Annotated in this window: 17 protein-coding genes and 3 pseudogenes; 4 read left to right on the forward strand and 16 right to left on the reverse strand. The window is 69.0% G+C overall.

The annotated features are described in order from the left end of the window. The 5 genes and pseudogenes from FGX59_RS32620 to FGX59_RS32640 form a co-directional block, all read right to left on the reverse strand. Positions 1-414, reverse strand: a pseudogene (locus FGX59_RS32620) (IS1634 family transposase); the annotation flags it as partial. Between the two features lie 48 nt (positions 415-462). Then, complete coding sequence (locus tag FGX59_RS32625; RefSeq protein WP_138472292.1) at positions 463-984, reverse strand: 3-isopropylmalate dehydratase; 522 nt, start codon at positions 982-984, stop codon at positions 463-465. Then, complete coding sequence (locus FGX59_RS32630) at positions 981-2,264, reverse strand: aconitase/3-isopropylmalate dehydratase large subunit family protein (RefSeq protein ID WP_138472294.1); 1,284 nt, start codon at positions 2,262-2,264, stop codon at positions 981-983. The genes FGX59_RS32625 and FGX59_RS32630 overlap by 4 nt, the downstream gene beginning before the upstream one ends. Positions 2,265-2,266: 2 nt before the next feature. Further along, positions 2,267-3,031 (reverse strand): VOC family protein, encoded by a 765-nt coding sequence (locus tag FGX59_RS32635; protein WP_138472296.1) that lies wholly within the window; start codon positions 3,029-3,031, stop codon positions 2,267-2,269. 14 nt (positions 3,032-3,045) lie between these two features. Beyond that, a complete protein-coding gene (locus FGX59_RS32640; RefSeq protein WP_138472299.1) occupies positions 3,046-5,358 on the reverse strand; it encodes a molybdopterin-dependent oxidoreductase in 2,313 nt (770 codons plus the stop codon). A gap of 155 nt (positions 5,359-5,513) precedes the next feature. Between FGX59_RS32640 and FGX59_RS32645 the strand changes: the two genes are divergently transcribed. Then, positions 5,514-6,443 (forward strand): LysR substrate-binding domain-containing protein, encoded by a 930-nt coding sequence (locus FGX59_RS32645; RefSeq protein WP_138472301.1) that lies wholly within the window; start codon positions 5,514-5,516, stop codon positions 6,441-6,443. A 75-nt stretch (positions 6,444-6,518) separates the two neighbouring features. Further along, positions 6,519-7,859 carry an FAD-binding oxidoreductase gene (locus tag FGX59_RS32650; RefSeq protein ID WP_138472303.1) on the forward strand — a complete coding sequence of 447 codons (1,341 nt, stop codon included), beginning with the start codon at positions 6,519-6,521 and terminating at the stop codon, positions 7,857-7,859. A gap of 690 nt (positions 7,860-8,549) precedes the next feature. On the opposite strand, the gene metC is transcribed toward FGX59_RS32650, so the two are convergent. The 11 genes from metC to FGX59_RS32700 all read right to left on the reverse strand — a co-directional run bounded on the left by metC (position 8,550) and on the right by FGX59_RS32700 (position 19,250). Further along, complete coding sequence (gene metC / locus FGX59_RS32655; protein WP_138472305.1) at positions 8,550-9,722, reverse strand: cystathionine beta-lyase; 1,173 nt, start codon at positions 9,720-9,722, stop codon at positions 8,550-8,552. Beyond that, positions 9,722-10,573: a sulfurtransferase gene (locus FGX59_RS32660; RefSeq protein ID WP_138472308.1), complete on the reverse strand. Its 852-nt coding sequence runs from the start codon at positions 10,571-10,573 to the stop codon at positions 9,722-9,724. The genes metC and FGX59_RS32660 overlap by 1 nt, the downstream gene beginning before the upstream one ends. Then, on the reverse strand, positions 10,573-11,904 hold the full coding sequence (locus FGX59_RS32665; RefSeq protein WP_138472323.1) for an amidase: 1,332 nt from the start codon (positions 11,902-11,904) through the stop codon (positions 10,573-10,575). Before FGX59_RS32665 ends, FGX59_RS32660 begins: the two co-directional genes overlap by 1 nt. Next, entirely contained in the window at positions 11,901-12,068 is a 168-nt protein-coding gene (locus FGX59_RS37870; RefSeq protein WP_171060936.1) for a hypothetical protein, read from the reverse strand. The genes FGX59_RS32665 and FGX59_RS37870 overlap by 4 nt, the downstream gene beginning before the upstream one ends. 20 nt (positions 12,069-12,088) lie before the next feature. Continuing rightward, positions 12,089-13,510 (reverse strand): amidase, encoded by a 1,422-nt coding sequence (locus tag FGX59_RS32670; RefSeq protein ID WP_171060937.1) that lies wholly within the window; start codon positions 13,508-13,510, stop codon positions 12,089-12,091. Beyond that, on the reverse strand, positions 13,500-13,706 hold the full coding sequence (locus FGX59_RS32675) for a hypothetical protein (RefSeq protein WP_138472327.1): 207 nt from the start codon (positions 13,704-13,706) through the stop codon (positions 13,500-13,502). Before FGX59_RS32675 ends, FGX59_RS32670 begins: the two co-directional genes overlap by 11 nt. Continuing rightward, a complete protein-coding gene (locus FGX59_RS32680) occupies positions 13,703-14,656 on the reverse strand; it encodes an ABC transporter ATP-binding protein (protein WP_138472329.1) in 954 nt (317 codons plus the stop codon). Before FGX59_RS32680 ends, FGX59_RS32675 begins: the two co-directional genes overlap by 4 nt. Further along, on the reverse strand, positions 14,656-15,696 hold the full coding sequence (locus FGX59_RS32685; protein ID WP_138472330.1) for an ABC transporter ATP-binding protein: 1,041 nt from the start codon (positions 15,694-15,696) through the stop codon (positions 14,656-14,658). The genes FGX59_RS32680 and FGX59_RS32685 overlap by 1 nt, the downstream gene beginning before the upstream one ends. Beyond that, positions 15,662-16,504, reverse strand: a complete 843-nt coding sequence (locus tag FGX59_RS32690) for an ABC transporter permease (protein ID WP_138472332.1) — start codon at positions 16,502-16,504, stop codon at positions 15,662-15,664. The genes FGX59_RS32685 and FGX59_RS32690 overlap by 35 nt, the downstream gene beginning before the upstream one ends. Further along, positions 16,501-17,514, reverse strand: coding sequence for an ABC transporter permease (locus FGX59_RS32695; protein ID WP_138472333.1), 1,014 nt, complete (start codon positions 17,512-17,514; stop codon positions 16,501-16,503). Before FGX59_RS32695 ends, FGX59_RS32690 begins: the two co-directional genes overlap by 4 nt. Positions 17,515-17,633: 119 nt before the next feature. Beyond that, the gene (locus FGX59_RS32700) at positions 17,634-19,250 is read right to left on the reverse strand and encodes an ABC transporter substrate-binding protein (protein ID WP_138472344.1); all 1,617 of its coding nucleotides are present in this window, start codon (positions 19,248-19,250) and stop codon (positions 17,634-17,636) included. A 335-nt stretch (positions 19,251-19,585) separates the two neighbouring features. Here FGX59_RS32700 and FGX59_RS38310 point away from each other — a divergent pair. Continuing rightward, positions 19,586-20,140 (forward strand): annotated as a pseudogene (locus FGX59_RS38310) (transposase); the annotation flags it as partial. Continuing rightward, positions 20,141-20,388, forward strand: a pseudogene (locus FGX59_RS38315) (IS5/IS1182 family transposase); the annotation flags it as partial. It lies immediately after the preceding pseudogene. Between the last annotated feature and the right edge of the window lie 183 nt (positions 20,389-20,571).

Genomic DNA, 20,571 nt, shown 5'->3' on the forward strand with positions numbered 1-20,571 from the left:
CTCCTGGCTCAGCAGGCCCCGGTCAGCCACCAGCACGACCCGCTGGACCGGGAACCGCTTCAGCACCGTCTGAAGCATGCCCTGCAGTGTCTTCGTCTCGGCCATGTTGCCGGGATGAACGGTGTGCAGGAGCGGCAGGCCCTCGGCGGTCTGCACGACGCCGAGCACGAACTGCCGGGCAATGCCCCCGGTTTCCTTGTTCATCCCGAAGCCGCGCAGGTCGTCTTCGACCCGCCCCTCGCCGTGGATCCGCACGGTCGTGAGATCGTAGAAGACGACGGCCAGATCGCGGTCGACGAGCGGCCGCATCTGCTTCTCCAGCGCGTCCTCGACAACATCGGCATGATCCATGAGCGCATCCATGGCCCGCAGGAGGTGTTGATGCGTCACGGTTTCCGGCATGGCGGGCATGGCAAAGCCCCTCCGGATCAGTGCCACGGCCAACAGTTCCGCAGGACGTGTCTAGCCCTGTGTACCGCTGGGCGAGATCAGGCCGCGCTGCTCCAGCGCCGGAAGGATGCCGCCGGCGCGCATGGTGCGAAGCAGGTCTGCGGGCAGGGACACAGCCTTCAGGACGGCGCCGCCCAGCAACTCTACCCGCGCTTCGCAGGGCCACAGCGTCACGACATCGCCCTCGGCCACAGCGCCGCTGATGCCGGGACAGGCGAGGGCTGGCATCCCGTAGCTGACGCATCCGCGCAGGAAAAGCGAGTTGATCCCGTCCGCTACGATGCAGGCAACCCCGAGGTTCGCGAACGACCGCGCCGCCGGACGGCTGGACCCGCAGCCGAAGTTGCGTCCCGCAACCACGATGTCGCCCGGCCGCACCTGGTCTGCCCAGCCCGGGCGGTGCCCGGAAAACAGGGCCCGCGTCTGCGCCTCTTCAGTGTCGAAGAGTACCGCGCCGGGCATCATCAGGTCGGTGTTCAGGTCGCTTCCGAACAGCCAGACGCGCCCCCGGATTGTCCAGGTCTCGCCAGTCATGGCGCATCCTCTGCCAGCATGTCGCGCGGGTCGCAGATACGGCCGGCCACGGCCGAGGCAGCCACCGTCGCGGGCGAGCTCATCCAGATCTCGGCCCGGTCCGAGCCCATGCGGCCGCGGAAGTTGCGGCTCGACGAGGTGACGCAGACGTCGCCGGGGCCGAGGACGCCCAAATGTCCGCCGGCACAGGCGCCGCAGGTGGCGCTGGTGACGACGGCCCCGGCTTCGGCCAGCACCGCGAGATAGCCCCGGACCAGCGCCTCGCGCCAGATCGCCTGGCTGGCCGGGGTCACGATCAGCCGGACTCCTGGCGCGACACGGCGATCCTTCAACACCTGCGCGGCCGCGGCGATGTCCTCGAGACTGCCGTTGGCGCAGGAGCCGATGAAAGCCTGGGTGATCGGCTGCGCTCCGGTCGTGGCGGCAGGCTGGGTATTGCCCAGCATGCCGTGGGGCCGGGCGACCATGACGTCGATCCCGGAAAGTTCCAGCGTATGGCGGAACGCGTAGGCGGCATCGGGGTCCGGCGCCACCGGAATGAACGGCCGGTCCGCGCGCTCTGCAACATGGGCGAGGAGCCGGTCGTCGGCCTCGAAGGTGGCGAAATCGGCGTTGAGTTCGGTGGTCATCGTCGCCAGCGTCCGCCGCTCTGCGATCGACAGACTTCCAAGGCCGGGGCCGCCGTATTCGAGGTTCAGGCCGGAATGGTCGCCGCGCTGTCCGGCCAGATGCAGGAACACGTCCATCGCGCCCACTCCGGGCGACAGCCGGCCTGCGATATCGTAGCGCGCCGTCGGCGCGAGTTGCAGCCAGGCCTCGCCGGTGGTCGCTGCCTGCAGCAAGTCGAGGATCGTCACCGCGCGCGCCGCGCAGTTCATGACGCCCGCAGCCTGGCTGTGGGAATCGGAGCCCACCAGCACCTCTCCGGGCAGGACATGGGCATTCTCGGAGACCAGAACATGGCTGATGCCCTGATCGCGGCCCAGGTCGTGGAAGCGGCGGATGCCGAAGCGTTCGGCGAAGGCGCGTCCGGCGGACTGCGCCGCTGCCGACAGGGCCGAAGGGGCAGGGACCTCGTGGTCGAAGACCAGGACGATGCGGTCCGGGTCCGCGACCGACAGGATCTCGCGGCGCATCTGGTTGAGAAAGAAGAACGTGGTGTCGAGCATGACGGCCCGGTCCACGGTCAGGGTTGCCACGTCGCCCGCGCGCACCGGCCGCCCGGCGGCGCGGCCGAGGATCTTCTCCACGATGCTGTGCCCCGCGGGCGCCGGTGCCACGCTCAGGCTCCTGCAGCCACGACGTTCAGGCGCGCGCCATGGGTCAGTCCGAGGTCGAGCATCTCTGCCGCCGAGGCGCCCGACCCGGCAAGGTCCAGCTCGTAGAGCCCGCCGCGGATGCGCCCGGCGGGAGAGGCGGCGGCTGCGTCGACGAAGCTGACAATGCCCTGCGCGACCGGGACGGTGGTGCCGTCCGTCTCGGTGCCCAGTGCCACCGCGAGGCTCCGGGCGCTGTCGGCGGGGCGGGGCGAGGTCGCACGGATGGCGGCTACCCGCTCGATCCCGTTGGGGTGCGGCGCATAGGCCGGAATGCGGAATTCGCGGCCATGGGTGTCCTCGACGACGAAGGGCAGGGTGTCGTCGCCTCTGGTGCCTCTGGTGCCCTTGCCTGTCATCAGGAGCTTCAGCCCCCACTTCGATCCGTCGGCCAGCACGTTGCTGACGGTCACCGGCCCGCGGGTGTCCCCGCCCGCGGCCGCTACCGCTTCGGTCACTGAGGCGACATCGGCCACGGTGAAGGACCAGTCGGCAAAGCCTTCGCCCTCGGCCAGGTCCGGACCCAGGCGGTGGCGGGCGATGACCTCGTCCGAGGTGAACTGCGTTAAGAGGATGTAGCTGCCGTCGGCCAGGACCACGAACCGGTAGAGCGCGCCGTGGCACTCGCTGTCGGCGCGGGACTGCACGGTGAAGCCCAGGGTCCTGTAATCGGCAACGGCCTGGTCGATGTCCCGCACGAGGACGATGAAGTGGTCGGCAGAGGCGCTCATTTTGGAAATCCCTGTCAAATCTGGTCGGAGATCGGGCGCGGCGCCGGGTCGATGCGCGGCGGGCGATAGGCTTGAAGCTCGGGTAGGCGGTCGACGCGGCGGATCTCCACCAGGCAGGACTGCGCGGCGCAGCCCTGGGTCATGTCGGAGCTGCCGATGTCGGCGGTCAGGACGTTGGGGTTGGAGTTGCGGTCCGCTCGGCCGTCAGGGTCGAAGCTGGACCCTGTGGGCAGGACCGCGACGCCCGGTGCGAGATCCGGGTCGAGCCGCGCCACCGCGTGACAGGAGCCGCGGTCGTTCCAGAGCTGCACCGGATCGCCGTCGGCGATGCCGCGCCGGGCGGCGTCGGTTGGGTGGAGCCGCAGGTGCTCGCGGTCGTGGGTCTTGAACCCCTGCACATAGGTCGCGCCGTCGAGCTGGCCATGCAGGCGCTGCTGCGGCTGCGGGGTCAGCAGGTGGAGGCCGAACCGCTCCGCGCCGGGGGCGCCCAGCCATTCGGCCGGCTCCAGCCATGCCGGATGGCCGGGATGTGCGCCACCGCCTTCCGCCTCCAGCGCCGGGCTGTAGAGCTCGATCCGCCCCGAGGGCGTGGCCAGGCGGTTGGCGTCGGGGTCGGCGCGGAAGTCCGCCAGCATGACGTAGTCGTCGACGGGCTCGGGCATCCGCAGATAGCCGGTGTCCCAGAAGGTCTCGAAGCTGGGCGGGGTGATGCCGCGGGCGGCGAGCCGCTGCGATATGCTGTCCCAGGCCCGGGCCAGAAGCCCGGTCTCGTCCAGTCCGTCGGTGAAGGCCTCGCGCGCGCCAAGCCGGCCTGCCAGATCGGCGAAAATGTCGAAGTCGTTGCGGGCGGCGCCCACCGGCTCCACCAGCTTGTGCATCGCCATCAGGTAGGGATCGCGCGACGATCCGCCGATGTCGTTGCGTTCGAGCGTCGTCGTCGCCGGCAGCACGATATCCGCGTGGCGTGCGGTCGCGGTCCAGAAGCAGTCCTGCACCACCACCGTCTCGGGGCGGCGGAAGGCCTTGGCCAGCCGGTTCAGATCCTGATGGTGCATGAACGGGTTGCCCCCGGCCCAGTAGACCATGCGGATTTCAGGATAGGTCCGCTCCGTGCCGTCGTAGCGGTAGGTCTGGCCCGGGCAGAGCAGCGCGTCGGCCACGCGGGCCACCGGGATCGCCGAACCCGCCGGGTTGGGGCCGGTCGGCAGGCTGTAGAGCGGCGGCTGGTAGCGCGGATTGCCCATGCCCCCCGACGAGCCGTAACCGAACGCGAAGCCGCCGCCGGGCAGGCCGATCTGTCCCAGCATCGCGGCCAGAGCGACGATGGCCCAGTAGGGCTGTTCGCCGTGGTGCGCCCGCTGCAGCGACCAGGTGGCAGTGACAAGGACGCGTCGGCCGGGCAGTGCATCGGCCAGGGCGGCAATCTCCGCGGCGGGAATGCCCGTGATCGCCTCGGCCCATCCGGCGTCCTTGGGCGTGCCATCGGTGTCGCCCGTCAGATAGGCCCGGAACCGCTCGCTCCCGGAGGTATAGCGGTCGACGAAGGCGCGGTCTTCGGCCCCGGTTTCCAGAAGGCGATGGCACAGTGCCAGGATCAGCGCGGTGTCCGTGTTGGGCCGGATCGCGATCCAGTTGCCGGGATGATCCGGGTCGAGATCGCCTCGGCTGGGCGATACCGCCACCAGACGGGCCCGCTGCGTCACCTGCTCCATGAAGCGGTCGTAGCCATGTTCGCCGGCGCCGCCGGCCTGATTGGCCCAAGGCCGCCGCGGCAGGCCGCCAAAGGCAAGCAGCACGTCGCAGTCGGCCGCGATGCTGCGGGCCGAGGTCAGGTGCGAGCCGATCATGTCGCTCCGGCCGAGGATGCGTGGCAGGAACACCATCGCTGCGCCGTAGCTGTAGTTGTTCATCTGGTCGGTGCAGCCACCGACCGAATTCATGAACCGCCGGATCAGCGTGCGCGCATGGTGCAGCCGCCCCGCGCTGGACCAGCCATAGCTGCCGCCGAGGATGGCGGCGTTGCCGTGGGCATCGCGCACCCGCCCGATCTCGCCCGCGACCCGGTCTAGCGCCGCGTCCCAGGGGATGGCGACATAGCTGTCGCAGCCGCGTCCCGCGCCGCTATCGCCGTCGAGCCATCCGCGCCGCACCACCGGCTCGGCCACGCGCAGGGGGGAGGTCAGCATCTCGGGCCAGGCATGGATCAGCGGGTTGGGCGCCGGATCGTGCTCGAAGGGCGCGACCGACTTCAGCACGCCGTTTGCGACCTCGGCACGGAAGGCGCCCCAATGGGACATGTTTCTCTGCACGCGGGGGCGCGTCTGCATGTTTCTCTATCTTTCGTGGAATTCGAAGGGGCTTGGAAAGAACGCTAGGATATAAAATTATTGACGTCAAGATTTTGTCACTTCATAGATTGTTATATCACGAACCGGTCCCGGGCTACGGCACGACGGCATCCACACAGGTTGGAGACATCCGCATGAAGCTGAACATCCGCCAGGTCGAGGCCTTCCGGGCCGTCGTCGCCATGCAGAGCATGAGCCGCGCCGCCGAGCTTCTGGGCATCTCGCAGCCTGCGGTCAGCCGCCTGATCGGCGATCTGCAGAAGGCGGTGGGCATGAAACTGTTCGTGCGCACTCGCACCGGCGCCGTCCCGACCCCCGATGCCCGCCAGTTCTACGAACAGGTCGAGAAACTGTTCATCGGCTTCGAGGAACTCGGCAACCACCTCAGCGCGATCAAGCAGCTACAGGTCGGCCATCTGACGATCGCGGCCACCAGTTCCTACATGACCGGCCTGCTTCCCGGCATCATGGCGGAGTTCAAGGCCGCGCATCCGGACATAAAGGCGTCTCTACACATCTTGCCCCACGAACAGATCATCGACTGGGTTCAGGCGGGGCGCTGCGAAATAGGCCTGACCTCGCAGGACGTCGTCGGCAGCGCGGGCCTGGTCACCGTGCCCCTGGCGCGGGCGGACATGGTCTGCGTCTTTCCGCAGGGTCACCGCTTCGAGCGCATGGCCGAACTGACGCCCGTGGACTTCGAGGGCGAGGCGTTCGTTAGCTTTCCCACCGGAAGCTCATGGCGCTTCCTGATCGACCGCCTGTTCGACCAGGCCGGCGTCGATCGCCGTCTGACCACCGATGCCACGTCGCACCACGCAGTCTGCGCGCTGGTCCAGGCAGGCATGGGCGTGGCCCTCGTCAATCCTTTCGCGCGCTCGAACGCCGATGGCACCCGCTTCGAGGTGCGTCCCGTGCGTCCGAGCCTGTCGATGGAGCTTCTGATGCTCCTGCGCGACGGCGAACGGTCGAGCGTCGCCGAGGCCTTCCGCGTTTTCCTCGAAGCCGAGGCTACGGCCCGGCTTGCGGCGCTGACGGCATGGCGCACCCCGGTTCCGGGCTGAGATGGCTCGATTTCGCAAGTCTGGCCGTCCACCCCGGCCAGCAAGACATGGCTAGAAAAGCAGGGCTCATCAAGAATGACGGAACTAAAAGGTAACGAGTTCAACAGGAACGAATTCGACGCGCTCCCTCACGAGGCAGACGTGGTGGTGATCGGCGGCGGCATCGTCGGCATGTCGACCGCGCTGGAATTGGCGCTGAAGGGCGTGTCCGTGGTCGTCTGCGAAAAGGGCGACATCGGCGAGGAGCAATCGAACCGCAATTGGGGCTGGGTCCGCAAGATGGGCCGGGATCCGCGCGAAATCCCGCTGATGATCCGCGCGATGGAGCTCTGGGACGGGCTGGCGCAGGTGACGGGGCGCGACACCGGCTTCCGCCGCTATGGCACCACCTATTTCGTCGACAGGGAATCCGATCTGAGCCGCTACGAAGGCTGGATGAAGGCGGCCGAGCCCTACGGCCTCGACACCCGCTTCGTCGGCGGGGCCGAGATCGGGACGTTCATCCCCGACTGTACCCGGACCTTCGGCGGCGGCCTGCACACGGCCTCCGACGGCTTCGCCGAACCGCACCTTGCCACCCGCGCGATCGCAGAGGGCGTGCGGCTGCACGGCGGGCGGGTGGTGACCACCTGTGCGGTCCGCGGCATCGAGATGGCGGGCGGCCGCGTGCACGAGGTCGTCACCGAACTGGGCCGCGTGCGCTGCCAGTCCGTGGTGCTGGCCGGCGGTTCGTGGAGCGCGCTGTTCGCCGCCAGCCTCGGCGTGCGGATGCCGCAGCAGAAGCTCCTGAGCCAGGTGCAGCGCACCCGCCCGCTGCCGGGCGGGCCGGAGGGCTGCGGCTCGGGTCCTGGCTTCGGCTTCCGCAAGCGGCTGGACGGCGGGTTCAATTTCTCGATGCGGTCCGCGCACCCGGTCGACATCGTCCCCGACAGCCTGCGCAACATCCGTCTCTACGTCCCGGCGCTGAAGAACGAGTGGCGGGCGATGAAGTTCCGGATCGGCCGTCAGTCCGCGCTGGAGGCATTCACCGCCCGCAAGTGGTCGCTGGACGAGCCGACGGTGTTCGAACGCTACCGCGTGCTGCGGCCCGAGCCGTCGCGCAAGGTGCTCGACGCCGCGCTGGTCAACATCAAGTCGATGTTCCCGCAGTGGAAGGACATCCAGGTGAACCAGCGCATGGGCACCTTCATCGACGTGACCCCGGATGCGATCCCGGTGATATCGGGCGTAGATGCGATCCCGGGGTTCCATATCGCGACCGGCTTCTCGGGGCACGGGTTCGGCATTGCCCCAGCGGCGGGCGAGATGATGGCCCAGATCGTGATGGGCGAGACCCCCGCGATCGACCCGGCGCCGTTCCGCCATTCGCGCTTCATCGACGGCTCGCCGATCAACCACTGGCCGATCGGGTTCTGAACCGGGGGTCCTGCGTGGAATCCGCCGCTGTCCCGTCGCGGCGGCGGTTCCCAGGCGTCCCGGGCTGCACGCGCAGCGCGAGGGAAGCCATCCAGCTGCGCCTTCCTGGCCGGAACGCTTGCGGCTCCGGAAAATCCGGGATCGAAGACAGGACGCGCCTGCCCGCGACGGTAACCGGCCGCCGGGTGTCCTCAGCGCCGACCTTTGGCGTCCCTTCGCGCCGGAAGCGGCGGGCTGGTCATGGCGGAGCAGTCCTCGCCATGAAACGCGCGGGCGGGCGCAATGTCGAGGGGCTGTCCGTTCCGCGGCTGGCAGGGCGAAGATCGTCGCAAAACAGACTTGCCGTCCCGGTTCCGCCGCCGCGCCGGATCGAAAGTCCCCGCGGAACCAGCGCCGCCGGAGACCCCGCGATCGCCGCGGGCCTTTCGCCGGATACGCGAGCGAGGGCGGTTTCGCCGGTGCTTTTCGCTTGCCCCGTTCATCGGAACCGCTGCGGAGTGGCCCGCCGACCTCGTTGCCGTCTGCAGCCTGGCAGCAGCGACCACTGTCAGAGGAAGTCTCGCCCCCTCTCGAAGTAACGCTACGTTCGCCCGCGCTGTGGCCTGTGGGCGGGCGCCAACTCTCCGACCGGCACCGCGCGCGGGGACTGCCGACGGCGGACCGCCGGGGCGGCGGCCCTCATGAGGGCGCTCAGGCGAAGCGGAGGCCGTCGAGCGCCCGGGCGAGATCCGCGATCAGGTCGTCGGGATCCTCGAGACCAATATGCAGCCGCACCAGCGGTCCCTTGCCGTCCCACGTGGTGACCGCGCGCGACTTCTCGGGATGGGCCGGCAGCACGAGGCTTTCGAACCCGCCCCAGCTGAACCCGATCTTGAAATAGGTCATCGCGTCAGTGAATGCGGCGACGGTCATACCTTGGGCCAAGGGCTTCAGCTCGAAGGAGAACAGTCCGCAGGCACCGGTGAAGTCGCGCTTCCACAGGTCGTGCCCCGGCGCGCCGGGAAGGCCGGGGTGCAGGACCCGTGCAACCTCGGGACGGGCGGCGAGGAAGGCGGCGACCTTCAGGCCGCTGTCATGGTGGCGCGACAGCCGCAGGTCCAGCGTGCGCAGGCCGCGCAGGCCGAGGTTGGCCTCTTCGGATCCGGCGCAGGCGCCGGTGTCCTGCAACGCGGCACGGACCGCCGGAAAGCTGTCCTCGGTCGTCGTGACCACGCCCAGCATGGCGTCGGAATGGCCGACGATATACTTGGTGGCGGCGTGGATCGAGGCGTCGACCCCCATGGCCATAGGCCGGAAATAGATCGGCGTGCCCCAGGTCGCGTCGATCGCTGTGCGGATGCCATGCGCCTTCGCCACGGCGACGATGGCGGGGACGTCCTGCACTTCGAAGGTGCCCGAGCCGGGGCTTTCCATGTAGATTAAGCGGGTGTTGGGCCGGATCAGCGCCTCGATCCCGCCGCCGATGGCGGGGTCGTAGTAGCTGGCCTCGATGCCCATGCGCGACAGGGTGCGCGCGCACAGGCGCCGGACCGGGTCGTAGACGCTGTCGGGGATCAGCACGTGGTCGCCCTGGCCGAGGAAGGCGAGGAACACCGCCGTGATCGCCGCGACGCCCGAGGCGGCGGCGATGGCGCGGTGGCCGCCCTCGATCGCGGCAACGGCCTCTTCGAAGGCCTGGGTCACCGGGGTGCCGACACGGCCGTAGAACGGTCCGTCGAAGGGCTTGGCCGCGGCGGCCTGGAAATCCGCTACGGATTTGAAGACGAAGGTTGACGCGCGAACCACCGGCGGGTTCACCGACGCCCCGGGCGTGGAGACATCGCGGCCGGCGCGTGTCAGGTAGGATGCTGGTTTCTCGGCCATCAGAGGCTCTCCTTGGGTAGGTCTGCCCGCTGGCCCCATTCGTGCCAGGAGGCGTCGTAGATCTTCCAGTCCCGCTTGCCCATGCGGTCGAGCTGGAAGGCGATGATGCAAGCGGTCACGCCCGACCCGCAGGTGGCGATCACCGGGCGCGACAGGTCGGCGCCGGCCGCCTCGAAGCAGGCCCGCGCGGCGTCCGGGGCGAGGAAGGTGAAGGGCGCCTCCTGCCGGATAAGGTCCTGCCAGCTGACATTGACGGCGCCCGGCATGTGCCCCCCGGCAACCCCCGGATAGCCCGAGGACATCTCGCCGGTGAACCGCCCCGGGGTGCGGGCGTCGAGCACCGAATGGCTGCCCGATTGCAGCGCGTCGAGGACCGGCGCCCAGCCGACGACCTCATCCGCGGGGGGGCGGGCGTCATAGCGGGCCGGTGTCGCAGGTAGGGCGGGACCGGAAGCCAGGGCACGGCCCTCGGCGGTCCAGCGGCGCAGCCCTCCGTCGAGGATGCGCACCCGGTCATGGCTGAACAGGCGGAACATCCACCACACCCGGGCCGAGACATAGACCGCGTCGTAGATGATCACCTCGGTCTCGTTCGCGATGCCGAGCGCGCCGGCCTCGGCGGCGAACTGCTCCGGGCTGCACAGCATGTTGACGTTGGGTGCCCGGGCGTCGGAGATCGCGTCGAGGTCCAGGAACTGTGCTCCGGGGATGTGGCCGTTCTCGAATTCGCCGCGGCCGGTCTTTTCGAACTCGGGCACGAACCAGCTGCAATCGACGACCACGAGGTCGGGGCGGTCGAGGTTCTCCGCCAGCCATTCCGGCGAGACGAGATGGGGATCGGGGTCTGTCATCAGGTGGGCTCCAAGTCGGTCAGGTCGGGCCGGGCGTCGTGCCAGCCGGTGATGCGCTCGTGGGCGCGGGCGATGCGCAGCGGGGTCGCCTCGCCCCCCGCACGGCCGGCAAGCTGCAGCGGCAGGCCTTTGGCCGAGACGCCTTCCGGCACCGCGAGCGCGGGCTGGCCGGTCAGGTTGGAGGGCGCGGTGAGGGCATGCGCTCTGCGGCACGGGCAGCGGTCGAGCACTGCCACGGACACCGGAACGCCGACGGCGGCGGGGCGGACCACGGCGGCGTCCGTGTCTATAGACCCTGCGGTGCTCTTGGCATTAAGCCGACGCAGGCACATGGCCTGCACGCGCTTCTCGCCGGTCACGAAAGTGCCGGCCGACAGGCGTTTCCGGGTCAGGCAGCAATAGTCGCGCGCCTGGGCGGGCAGCGTCGGGCGGTGTGCCGCCAAGGCACCGGCCAACAGGATCGTCCAGGTCGCGGCATCCATCCGGTCGGGTTCGGGTGGGACGGCTGTTGCGGCCTGCTCGGCGCTCGCGCCCGAAGCCGCGCCGTAGCCGTGTGCATAGTGGATCCCGAGGAGCTGTCCCCCGTCCTCGAGCGACGCGAGCGGGTCGGGCCCCGCGTGCTCCAGCGCTCCGGGGCCCCCGGGGTCATGGCCAGGCAGCACCGACAGCGCCGGGTCCGCGTCGAGGGCGGCGCGGGCGATCGGCCCGGCTGCGTCGAGACTGAAGCTCGGCGGGAAGATGCCGCGGCGGCCGATGCAGCCGCAGGTCGGCTTCGGTCCCGCGAGATTGCGGCATTCGGCCGGGTAGCGGACGGACCGGCCGGTGACCGAGCCCGCGGCCAACGACACCATCCCCGCGACCGCCGAACCCGAGCCGGATCCGCCGCAGGTGCGGACGGCGTTCCAGGGATTGCGGGCATCGGGCCAGGGCAGGTCGTCTCCGGAACCGCCGCGGACAAATTCGTGGAGCGCTGTCCTTCCGATGATCACCGCCCCGGCCTGTCTCAGCCGGGCAACGAGATCGGTGTCGCGCCCCGTCGGCCGGTCGGGCGTCTGCCGCGACTGTGCGATGGTCACGAAGCCGACCATGTCTATGTTGTCCTTCAGCACCACCGGTACGCCGTCGAAAGGCCCCAGCGTGCGTCCGGCGCGGCGGCGGGCGTCGTTGGCGGCGCGCGCGGGGCCCTTGGAGACCGTCAGAAAGGCGCCGAGCGACGGGTTCAGAGCGGCGATCCGCATCAAGGCGGGGGCGGTGATCCGGCTCCGGCCGGGGCGCAGCGCGTCCAGGACGGCGGGGATGCCGGGCAAACCGGCCGGAAGCGGCGCGGTCACGGGCGGTCCTCGCCGGGACGGTAGAGACCCAGGGGCTCCGACGCTGGGTCGAGCGGGACGTGCATCAGCGCCGCCAGCACGCGGTAGCTGCAGAATGGCTCCGGCATCGCGGGCCGCCGCTCGGGCGGGACAGCGAGCTCTGCCCGGGCGAGGGCTGCGTCCAAGGCGTCGTCGTCCGGGGCGGTCATGGGTGTACCGGGACGTGCGGGATCACCGGCAGCCGGCGGTGCCAAGCGGTGTCGCGCTGCAGCGCATCGGCAGCGCGCAGGAGCCGGGCCTCGGCAAAGGGGCGTCCGACCAGTTGCAGCCCGGTAGGCATGCCCTGCGCGCAAGGTCCCATCGGCACTGAGATCGCCGGCAGGCCGAGGAAACTGACCGTGCGGGTATTGGCTGACAGCGATAGGAACCGCGCCACCGCGCCCTCGCCACCTGTCTCGATGTCGCTTTCGGCGATGGTCGGCGGCGTGTCCTTCAGCGTCGGCAGCGCCAGCATGTCGACGGCGCCGAACGTGTCTTCCAGCACCTGGCGCATCAGGCCGGGCCGCTGCCGCATCGCCTCGATGTAGAGGGCGCCGGGAATGGCGTAGCCCGGGTACATTCGCGCCGAGACCATGGGGGCGTAGTCCCCGGGACGGTTCTGCATCCAGCCGAGGTGCTGGCCTGCGACCTCCACGCGGCTGGCGATGCCCGCGCAAGCGGTGATGCGGTCGAGATGCGGGATCGTCACCCGGTGCAGCTTCGCGCCGCGGGCCGTCAGCACCTCCAGCGCCGCGTCGAAACGGGCGCGGATCGCCCCGGGCAGGTCCTGCAGGAACGGCCCCTCCGGCAGGCCGATGCGCTGGCCGCGGAGGTCGCCGTCGAGCGCGGTGCCGTAGTCCGGCACCGGTCGGGAGCTGCAGTCGCCGTCGCGGGGGTCCGCTCCGGCAATCAGCCGTAGGAGCAGCGCGCAATCGCGGGCGCTGCGGGCGATCGGGCCGATGCAGTCGAAGGATGGCGCCAGCGGCATGGCGCCCGCGGCGCTGACCCGGCTCCAGGTGGGTTTCAGGCCGGTGACGCCGCAGCAGGCGGCGGGAATGCGGATCGAGCCGCCGGTGTCCGACCCCAGGCTCCCCAGAACGAACCCCGCCGCCACTGCCGCCGCGGAACCGGAACTGGACCCGCCCGAGACCCGCTCGGCGTCATGGGGATTGCGCACCGCGCCGAAATGGCCGTTGTGTCCGGTCGGGGCCTGGGCGAACTCGGACATTGACAGCGTGGCCAGATCGGCTCCGCCCGCGGCGTCGAGCCGCGCGAGCGCGGTGGCCAGGCCCGTGGGGACATGGGCCTCGCGGATCCGGGCACCGCAGGTCATCCTCCGTTCGGGACGGTCGAACATGTCCTTGTGGCCGAGGGCGGCTCCCGCCAGCGCGCTGCCAGCGCCGGCGGCGGCCTGAACGCGGGCCGTGTCCGCTGTCGGGGTCCGGATCGCATTGATCGCGGGGCCTGCGGCGGCGATCCGTGCCATGCGCCGGTCGATCTCGGCCACCGGGTCGAGCGCGCCTTCGCGCACCGCCGCCACATGGGCGACGAGGTCCCAGGGGCCGTCCGGCAGAGTCTCAGGCGTCATCGGCATACGCGTCAAGAACGAGGCAGACATCCGCGGCGCGGTCGTCGAACGGAGCCGGAGGCAGGGCGCGGAAGGCCCGGATCAGCCCGCCGATGTCGGCGGCGAACGCGCGCGCCGCCGGATGCGGCATCTCGATCCCGGTCCAGGTCCGGGCGGTCTGCACGATCAGGTCTGCAAGCGCAGCGTTGCCGGTCACGGCGCGACCCCGGGGAAGTGGCAGGCGGCCGCGTGCGCCCGGGCGGTGGCATCGAGCTCGGGGCGCGACTGCCGGCAGATGTCCTGCGCCATCGGGCAGCGCGCGGCGAAGGCGCAGCCGGGGGGCGGGTCGATCGGGCTGGGCACGTCGCCGGACAGGAACGGGATCTCGCGGCGGTCGTCGTCGTCGGGGATCGAGGCGATCAGCGCGCGGGTGTAGGGATGCAGCCGGTTCTGCCAGACGGACTCGGCGGGGCCGACTTCCACCAGCCGGCCGAGGTACATCACCGCGATCCGGTCCGAGACGTAGCGCACCACCGACAGGTCGTGGCTGATGAACAGGTAGGCGACGCCGAGCCGCGCCTGCAGGTCGTTGAGCAGGTTCAGCACCTGCGCCTGTACTGACACGTCGAGCGCCGAAACAGCCTCGTCGCAGATGATCAGCCCCGGTTCCAGCGCCAGTGCCCGGGCGATCGATACCCGCTGCCGCTGCCCGCCGGACAGTTCGTGCGGAAACTTGCTCAGGTGGTGTTCGCCCAGACCCACTGCGGACAAGAGGTCCTTCGCGCGGGCGCGGCGGCTGGCGGCGTTTCCGATGCCGTGGACCTTCAGGGGCTGCTCGATGATCGCGGCGATGGTCAGGCGGCTGTTCAGCGACGACATCGGGTCCTGGAATACCATCTGGATGGCGCGGGCACGGTTCAGCCGGTCGCGGCGGTGGGTGTCCCGCGCCTCGTGGCCGTCTATGACGACGCCTCCGGACTGGGGTGTCGTCAGCCCGGCTATGCAGCGCGCCAGGCTCGACTTGCCGCAGCCGGACTCGCCCACCAGCCCCAGGGTCTCGCCCTTGCCGACATTCAGCGAGATGCCGTCGACCGCGCGCAGCATGCCGCGGGGTGTCTTGTGGTGCTGGATGAGGTTCACGACCTCAAGTGCGTTGTGCAGGGACATCACGACTCCTCGCCGGGTTCGGGCCGGTTCAGCGGATGGAAGCAGCGCCAGCGCCGAGGTGCGGTTCCGCCTGCGTCCTCGGCCACCTCGGGCCGGGCGGCGGCGCAGTCGGGCCGGGCCTGGGCGCAGCGCGGCTGGAACAGGCAGCCCGCCGGCCGGGCCGAGGGCGCGGGCACCATGCCGGGAATGTCGTTCAGCTTGCGGCCGTCCTGCTTGAACGCCCCGGAGGGCCGCGCCGCGATCAGGCCGGCGGTATATGGATGATGCGGCCGGGTCAGCACATCGGCGACGCGGCCTTCCTCGACCATGGTGCCTGCGTACATGACGACCATTCGGTCGGCCACCTGCCGCACCACGCCCAAGTCGTGGGTGATCATGATCATCGCCATGCCCGAGCGCGCCTGGAGGTCGGCAAGCAACCGCAGGATCTGGGCCTGCACCGTGACGTCGAGCGCGGTGGTCGGCTCGTCGGCGATGATCAGGTCCGGTTCGCAGGCCATTGCCATGGCGATGGTCACCCGCTGGCGCATGCCACCCGACAGCTGGTGGGGATGGTCGCCGAGCCGCGCCCCGGGATCGGGGATGCCGACCATGCCCAGCAGCGTCTCGGCACGGGACAGCGCCACGGCCCGGGATAGCCCGCGGTGATCCCGCAGCACCTCGGCGATCTGCGCTCCCACGCTCATCACCGGGTTCAGTGCGGTCAGCGGTTCCTGGAAGATCATCGCCATGCGGTCGCCGCGCAGCCGCTGCAGCTGCCGCGGTTTCATCCTGGTCAGATCCTCTCCGTCGAGCCGGATCTTCCCGCGCGCCGACCTGGCCAGGTTCGTCGGCAGAAGCTGCATTACTGCCAGTGAGGTCAGCGACTTACCGCAGCCGGACTCGCCCACGATGGCCAGGGTCTCGCCGCGGTCGAGGGTGAAGCTCAGATCCTCGATCAGCGGGCTGCTCGGATCCGCATCCAGCGCCAGCGACGTCACCGCCAGGAGCGGCGCGGGCAGGGCCTCAGCGCTGGCGGAGGCGCGGGTTGAGGACGTCATTGAGAGCATCTCCGATGAGGTTTAGCGAAAGCACGGTCAGCACGATGGCGACCGAGGGCAGCATGGTGATGTACCAGGCGACGCGCAGGGCCGACCGGCCGGCGCCGATTATCGCGCCCCAGCTGATGACGTTGGGGTCGCCCAGCCCGAGAAAGGACAGCCCCGACTCCACGATGATCGCGGTCGCCACCAGGACGGACGAGGCGACGATGATCGGGCTGAGGCAGTTTGGCAGGATCTGGGTCAGCATGATGCGCGCGTCCGACATGCCCATGATCCGGCAGGCATGGACGAAGTCGTATTTGCGCAGCCGCAGGAACTCGGCCCGAACCAGCCGCGCGATCATCGGCCAGGAGGTGACGGCGATCGACAGCACCACGGTGGTAACCGACGGGCCGATCACGCCGACGATGACCACGGCGGCCAGGAACGACGGGATGGTCTGGACCGCGTCGGTGAAGCGCATCAGCGCGTCGTCGATCCAGCCCGGGTAATAGCCGGCGATGGCGCCGATCACGGTGCCCGCGACGATGGACGCCACCGCCGCGGCCAGCCCGACGAGCAGCGACACCCGCGCGCCATAGAGGAGCCCGGCCAGCAGGTCGCGCCCCATCATGTCGGTGCCCAGAGGGAAGTCCGGGTTCTGTCCGGGCCACAGGATCGGCCGCCCGGCCATCTTCCAGGGGCCGTCGGGAAAGAAGATATTGGCGGTCGCGGCCATCGCCACCGCAACGAGCAGGATCGCGAGCCCGGCGAGGCCCATGGGGTGGCGCAGGAAGCGCCCGAGGGTCGAGGTCCGGGCCATCATTCCAGCGACACCCGCGGATCGAGAAGGACATAGAGTAGGTCGACGACGAGGCTGACCAGCACCACGCAGAGCGCGCTGACGAACATCACGCCCAGAAGAAGGTTGGTGTCGCGCTCGAAGATGGCGTCATAGGCGGTACGCCCCATGCCGGGCAGGCCGAAGACGGTCTCCACCAGGATCGCGCCGCCGATCAGCGAACTGACCTGCAGGCCCGCCATGGTCACCAGAGGCAGGAGCGCGTTGCGCAGGGCGTGGACATAGACCACGCGCCATTCGGGGACGCCCTTGGCCCGCGCGGTGCGGACGTAGTCGAGCGAAGAGACCTCCAGCATAGAGGCGCGCGCCAACCGCGCGTAGATCGCCACGTAGAAGGTGCAGAGCGCGATCACCGGCAGGATCAGGTGCGCCACGAGGTCGGCAAGCCAGGCCCAGCCGGTCAGCCCGGCGCCCACCGTGACCAGCCCGCCGATCGGCAGCCAGCCCAGCGTGACCCCGAAGGTGAGGATCAGCACGATGGCGATGACGAAGGATGGCGTCGCGTAGAAGACCAGCGCCACCGCCAGCAGCACGAGGTCGGCCAGCGAGCCGGCCCGGCGGGCGGCGACGACGCCCATGAGCGTGCCCACGGTCAGCGATACGATGACCGAGGCCACCACGAGGATCAGGGTCGTGGGGAAACGCTCGGCGATCACGGTCGCCACCGGCGCGGCGTTTCGGAAGGAATAGCCGAGGTCGAACTGGGCCAGGTTGAACAGGTAGATGCCAAGGCGCGCGAGCCAGGGCTGGTCCAGCCCGTATTGCGCGCGCAGGGACACCATCTGTTCGGCGGTCATGTCCGACGAACCGGAGAGCACGCTGATCATGTCGCCGGGAGCGAGCTGCAGCACCGAGAAGTTCAGGAGCACGACAAGCAGCATCACGATCAGAGCTTGCAGGAGCCTGCGGCCGAGGAAGCGCAGCGCCGGTCGGAGGCGGTCGGCTGCGGGTCGCGGGACAGCGGCGTCAGCCATGGATCCTGCCCCCCGGGAGGCCCCGTGCAGCGGGAATGGTCGGTCGGATCACGTCAGGAGGTCCTTCGATATCGTGCCGGCGGGCCCCGGGCGGGCGCGGCCGGAGGGTCTTGTCGGTATCAGCGGTCGAGCCACACGTCGGCCAGAGTGCCGAAGGGGCCGATAGCGCGGGGGGTGTGGTCCTTCACCGCGATCCGGGCGATGGTCACCCGCTCCGTCGCGGTCAGGGGCAGGGTCGGCACGTCCTCCATGACCAGCCGCTGGAAGGTATGGTAAAGCTCGGCCCGCTTTTCCGGGTCGATCTCCACCGTGGCCTGTTCCAGAAGTGCGTCGACCTCGGGGTTGGAATAGCCCGAGCCGTTCGAGAACGACACGCCGGGACGGATGTTCTTCGACCAGTAGAAGCGGTGGACGCCGATGGTCGGGTCGATCCCCGCCGACCCGGTGAAGGTGGAAATGTCAAAATCCTGGTCACCGTAGATGCGCTTGACGAAGCCGCCCATGTCCGCGGTGCGGATGGCCAGCTCGATCCCCACCTCGGCGGCCTGCTGCTTGATGTATTCGGATGCGCGCAGAGGTTCCTCGCCATAGGGCAGGGGATCGATGAACAGCGAGAAGCGGATGCCGTTGTCACCGCGTGGATAGCCCGCTTCGTCGAGAAGGGCCTCGGCCCGTTCCAGGTCGTAGGGATAGGCCGGCACCCCCTCGGCGGTATACAGGTCGCCCTGTGCCGGCGGCATCGGGCCAGTGGCGGTCTGGCCGAAACCGAACCAGATGTTCTGGGTGATCCAGTCGCGGTCGATGAAATGGGCAAAGGCCTGGCGGACCAGCTTGTTGCCGAGGATCTCGTGGCGCAGGTTGAAGTCCATCAGGTGCATGGACGACGATACTTCGTAGCCACGCTGAGTGACCTCGAATTCCGGCATGGCGCCCAGGCGCAGGATCTCGATCGGAGGGATCAGCGACGAGGCGATCAGGTCGGCCTCGCCGGTTTCCAGCATCGCCGCCCGGGTGCTGCCATCGGCAACGTAGCGCACCACCAGCTTGTCGATATGCGGCTTGCCTTCGTCCCAGTAGTCGGGGTTGGCCTCCATCACGATGCTCTCGCCGCGGTTGTATTCGGCCAAGCGGTAGGCGCCTGTGCCGATGGGCGCAGTGTTAGCCGGGTTCTCCATGATGTCGGCGCCGGCATAGATATGGGCGGGCATCATCGGCGATTCCGAAGCATTCAGCGCCTTCATCAACGCGGGGGCAGGGGCCGAAAGCACCAGTGTCGCGGTCAGCTCGTCCGGGGTCCGGACCTCGGTCACATTGGCAAAGGTCGACCGGCCGCGGCCGTGGTGAACCTTGAGGATCTCCATGATGGTGAAGGCCACGTCTTCCGAGGTGAAGGGCTCGCCGTCATGCCATTTGACGCCTGCACGCAGGTGGAAGGTGATGGTCAGGCCGTCCTCGGAAATATCCCAGCTCTCGGCGAGCGCCGGGGCGGGCACGTAGCCGATGTCGTAATCGACGAGACCGTCGAACATCTTGCCGCCCAGCAGGGTTTCGGGGCCCGAGGTGGTAATGCCCGAATTGAGATAGGTCGGTGCCGGCCAGGACACGATTGTGAGCGTGCCTCCTCTCTTCGCGGCCTGTGCCTGCGCATAGGGCGCGTTGAGGATCATCGGCAGAGCCGAGGCCGCGACGACACCCTTCAGCAGGTTGCGGCGCGTCAGAGGCAGATTCTTCGTCATGCTCAGTCTCCAGGTTCCCTGTTGGTGCTCTTTGGTCAAGCTAGGAACCTGCGGCCAACAAAATCAACTTTAATGTATACCATACATCGAACTTTGCAAAAAATATTATAATCAGTGGCGCGCTGATGGGCGGAATATGCAAAAACTAGGCTTGGGGCTCATATACTAGGCAAAACGTTCGCGGCGGGGACCGTGGCGCGGGAGCCATTCGGGCCTTCTCCACAGCGATCTGCCACGCGGTATCGTTGCTCCGGGCCCGCGACAGCGGTGGAGACAGCGGTGGAGGATGTCTGGCATCGCGCTCTTCATCGTCTTCCTCGCCTTCGAACTGGCGAAAGGTGACCGAATGGCGCTCGAAGGCGCTGCCGCGCTACAGGCGGCTCACGTAGAAGGCCGAGGCGCTGATCGTTGCGGTGTATTTGGCGGGGACCAATACGCGCCGGGTGAAGCGGGCGCTGTTCGGCCTGTTCAAAGGGGCCGTCAGCAAGGACGTGGTCAGCCGGGCCTGGCGGAAGGTGGAGATCGATTGGGACGCCTGGTGCGCCAGGGACCTGGCCCGGAAAGATATCGTCAGGCTCATCCTGGACGGTACCGTCATCAAGACCCGCTTGGATCGCAATGCCACGAACATCTCCGTTCTGGCAGCGATCGGCGTGCGCCGCGACGGGCAGAAAGTGCTGCTTTCGATCAAGAACATGGGCGGCGAAAGCACGGCGGCCTGGAGCCAGTTCCTCACCGATCTCGATGCCCGCGGCCTGCGGCGGCCCGAATTCGCGATCGTTGAGGGCGCTCCGGGCCTCGAAGCTGCCCTTATTTCGCTCTGGGGCGATGCTCTGCCCATCCAGCGCTGTACTGTCCACAAGCACAGGAACCTCCTGGCGCATGCCCCCATCGACGATCCAGTCTGGGTCCCGACCGTGTTCAGCAAGAACCGCGACCGGCTGCTGACCACGGACATGTCGCGCAAGGTGATGGCTACAATCCTGGCCCACCGCGAGGTCGCGCCGCTGCTTTTGGATGAGCACTTCTCGGTCGACGGTACGCTGGTGAGGGCCTGGGCATCGATGAAGGTGCGTCCGGCCCAAGGAGGACGGCAGGCAACCGGAGAACGGTGATCCCGGTGATCCCGGTGATCCCGGTGATCCCGGTGATCCCGGTGATCCTCCGGCGCAGGATGCCGCCCCGCAAGACCCGTCCCCGCAGCCCGATCCGGAACCACGCCTCATGTTGCGGCGCGACATATGTGGAACGGCCCGCGTGGCAAGAGCTTTTTCATCCGAGGAACAATTTGGGAGCGGTGCGGTCATATGTACGGCCTTTC

The sequence above is a fragment of the Poseidonocella sp. HB161398 genome (assembly GCF_005870025.1).
Taxonomy (GTDB): Bacteria; Pseudomonadota; Alphaproteobacteria; order Rhodobacterales; family Rhodobacteraceae; genus Mangrovicoccus.

Coding starts and splice junctions, on each gene's coding strand:
- FGX59_RS32685 (WP_138472330.1), bottom strand. CDS start 15,696: ATGACGTCCTCAACCCGCGCCTCCGCCAGCGCTGAGGCCCTGCCCGCG.
- FGX59_RS32700 (WP_138472344.1), bottom strand. CDS start 19,250: ATGACGAAGAATCTGCCTCTGACGCGCCGCAACCTGCTGAAGGGTGTC.
- FGX59_RS32635 (WP_138472296.1), bottom strand. CDS start 3,031: ATGAGCGCCTCTGCCGACCACTTCATCGTCCTCGTGCGGGACATCGAC.
- FGX59_RS32680 (WP_138472329.1), bottom strand. CDS start 14,656: ATGTCCCTGCACAACGCACTTGAGGTCGTGAACCTCATCCAGCACCAC.
- FGX59_RS32695 (WP_138472333.1), bottom strand. CDS start 17,514: ATGGCTGACGCCGCTGTCCCGCGACCCGCAGCCGACCGCCTCCGACCG.
- FGX59_RS32670 (WP_171060937.1), bottom strand. CDS start 13,510: ATGACGCCTGAGACTCTGCCGGACGGCCCCTGGGACCTCGTCGCCCAT.
- metC (WP_138472305.1), bottom strand. CDS start 9,722: ATGGCCGAGAAACCAGCATCCTACCTGACACGCGCCGGCCGCGATGTC.
- FGX59_RS32625 (WP_138472292.1), bottom strand. CDS start 984: ATGACTGGCGAGACCTGGACAATCCGGGGGCGCGTCTGGCTGTTCGGA.
- FGX59_RS32645 (WP_138472301.1), top strand. CDS start 5,514: ATGAAGCTGAACATCCGCCAGGTCGAGGCCTTCCGGGCCGTCGTCGCC.
- FGX59_RS32650 (WP_138472303.1), top strand. CDS start 6,519: ATGACGGAACTAAAAGGTAACGAGTTCAACAGGAACGAATTCGACGCG.
- FGX59_RS32690 (WP_138472332.1), bottom strand. CDS start 16,504: ATGATGGCCCGGACCTCGACCCTCGGGCGCTTCCTGCGCCACCCCATG.
- FGX59_RS32660 (WP_138472308.1), bottom strand. CDS start 10,573: ATGACAGACCCCGATCCCCATCTCGTCTCGCCGGAATGGCTGGCGGAG.
- FGX59_RS32640 (WP_138472299.1), bottom strand. CDS start 5,358: ATGCAGACGCGCCCCCGCGTGCAGAGAAACATGTCCCATTGGGGCGCC.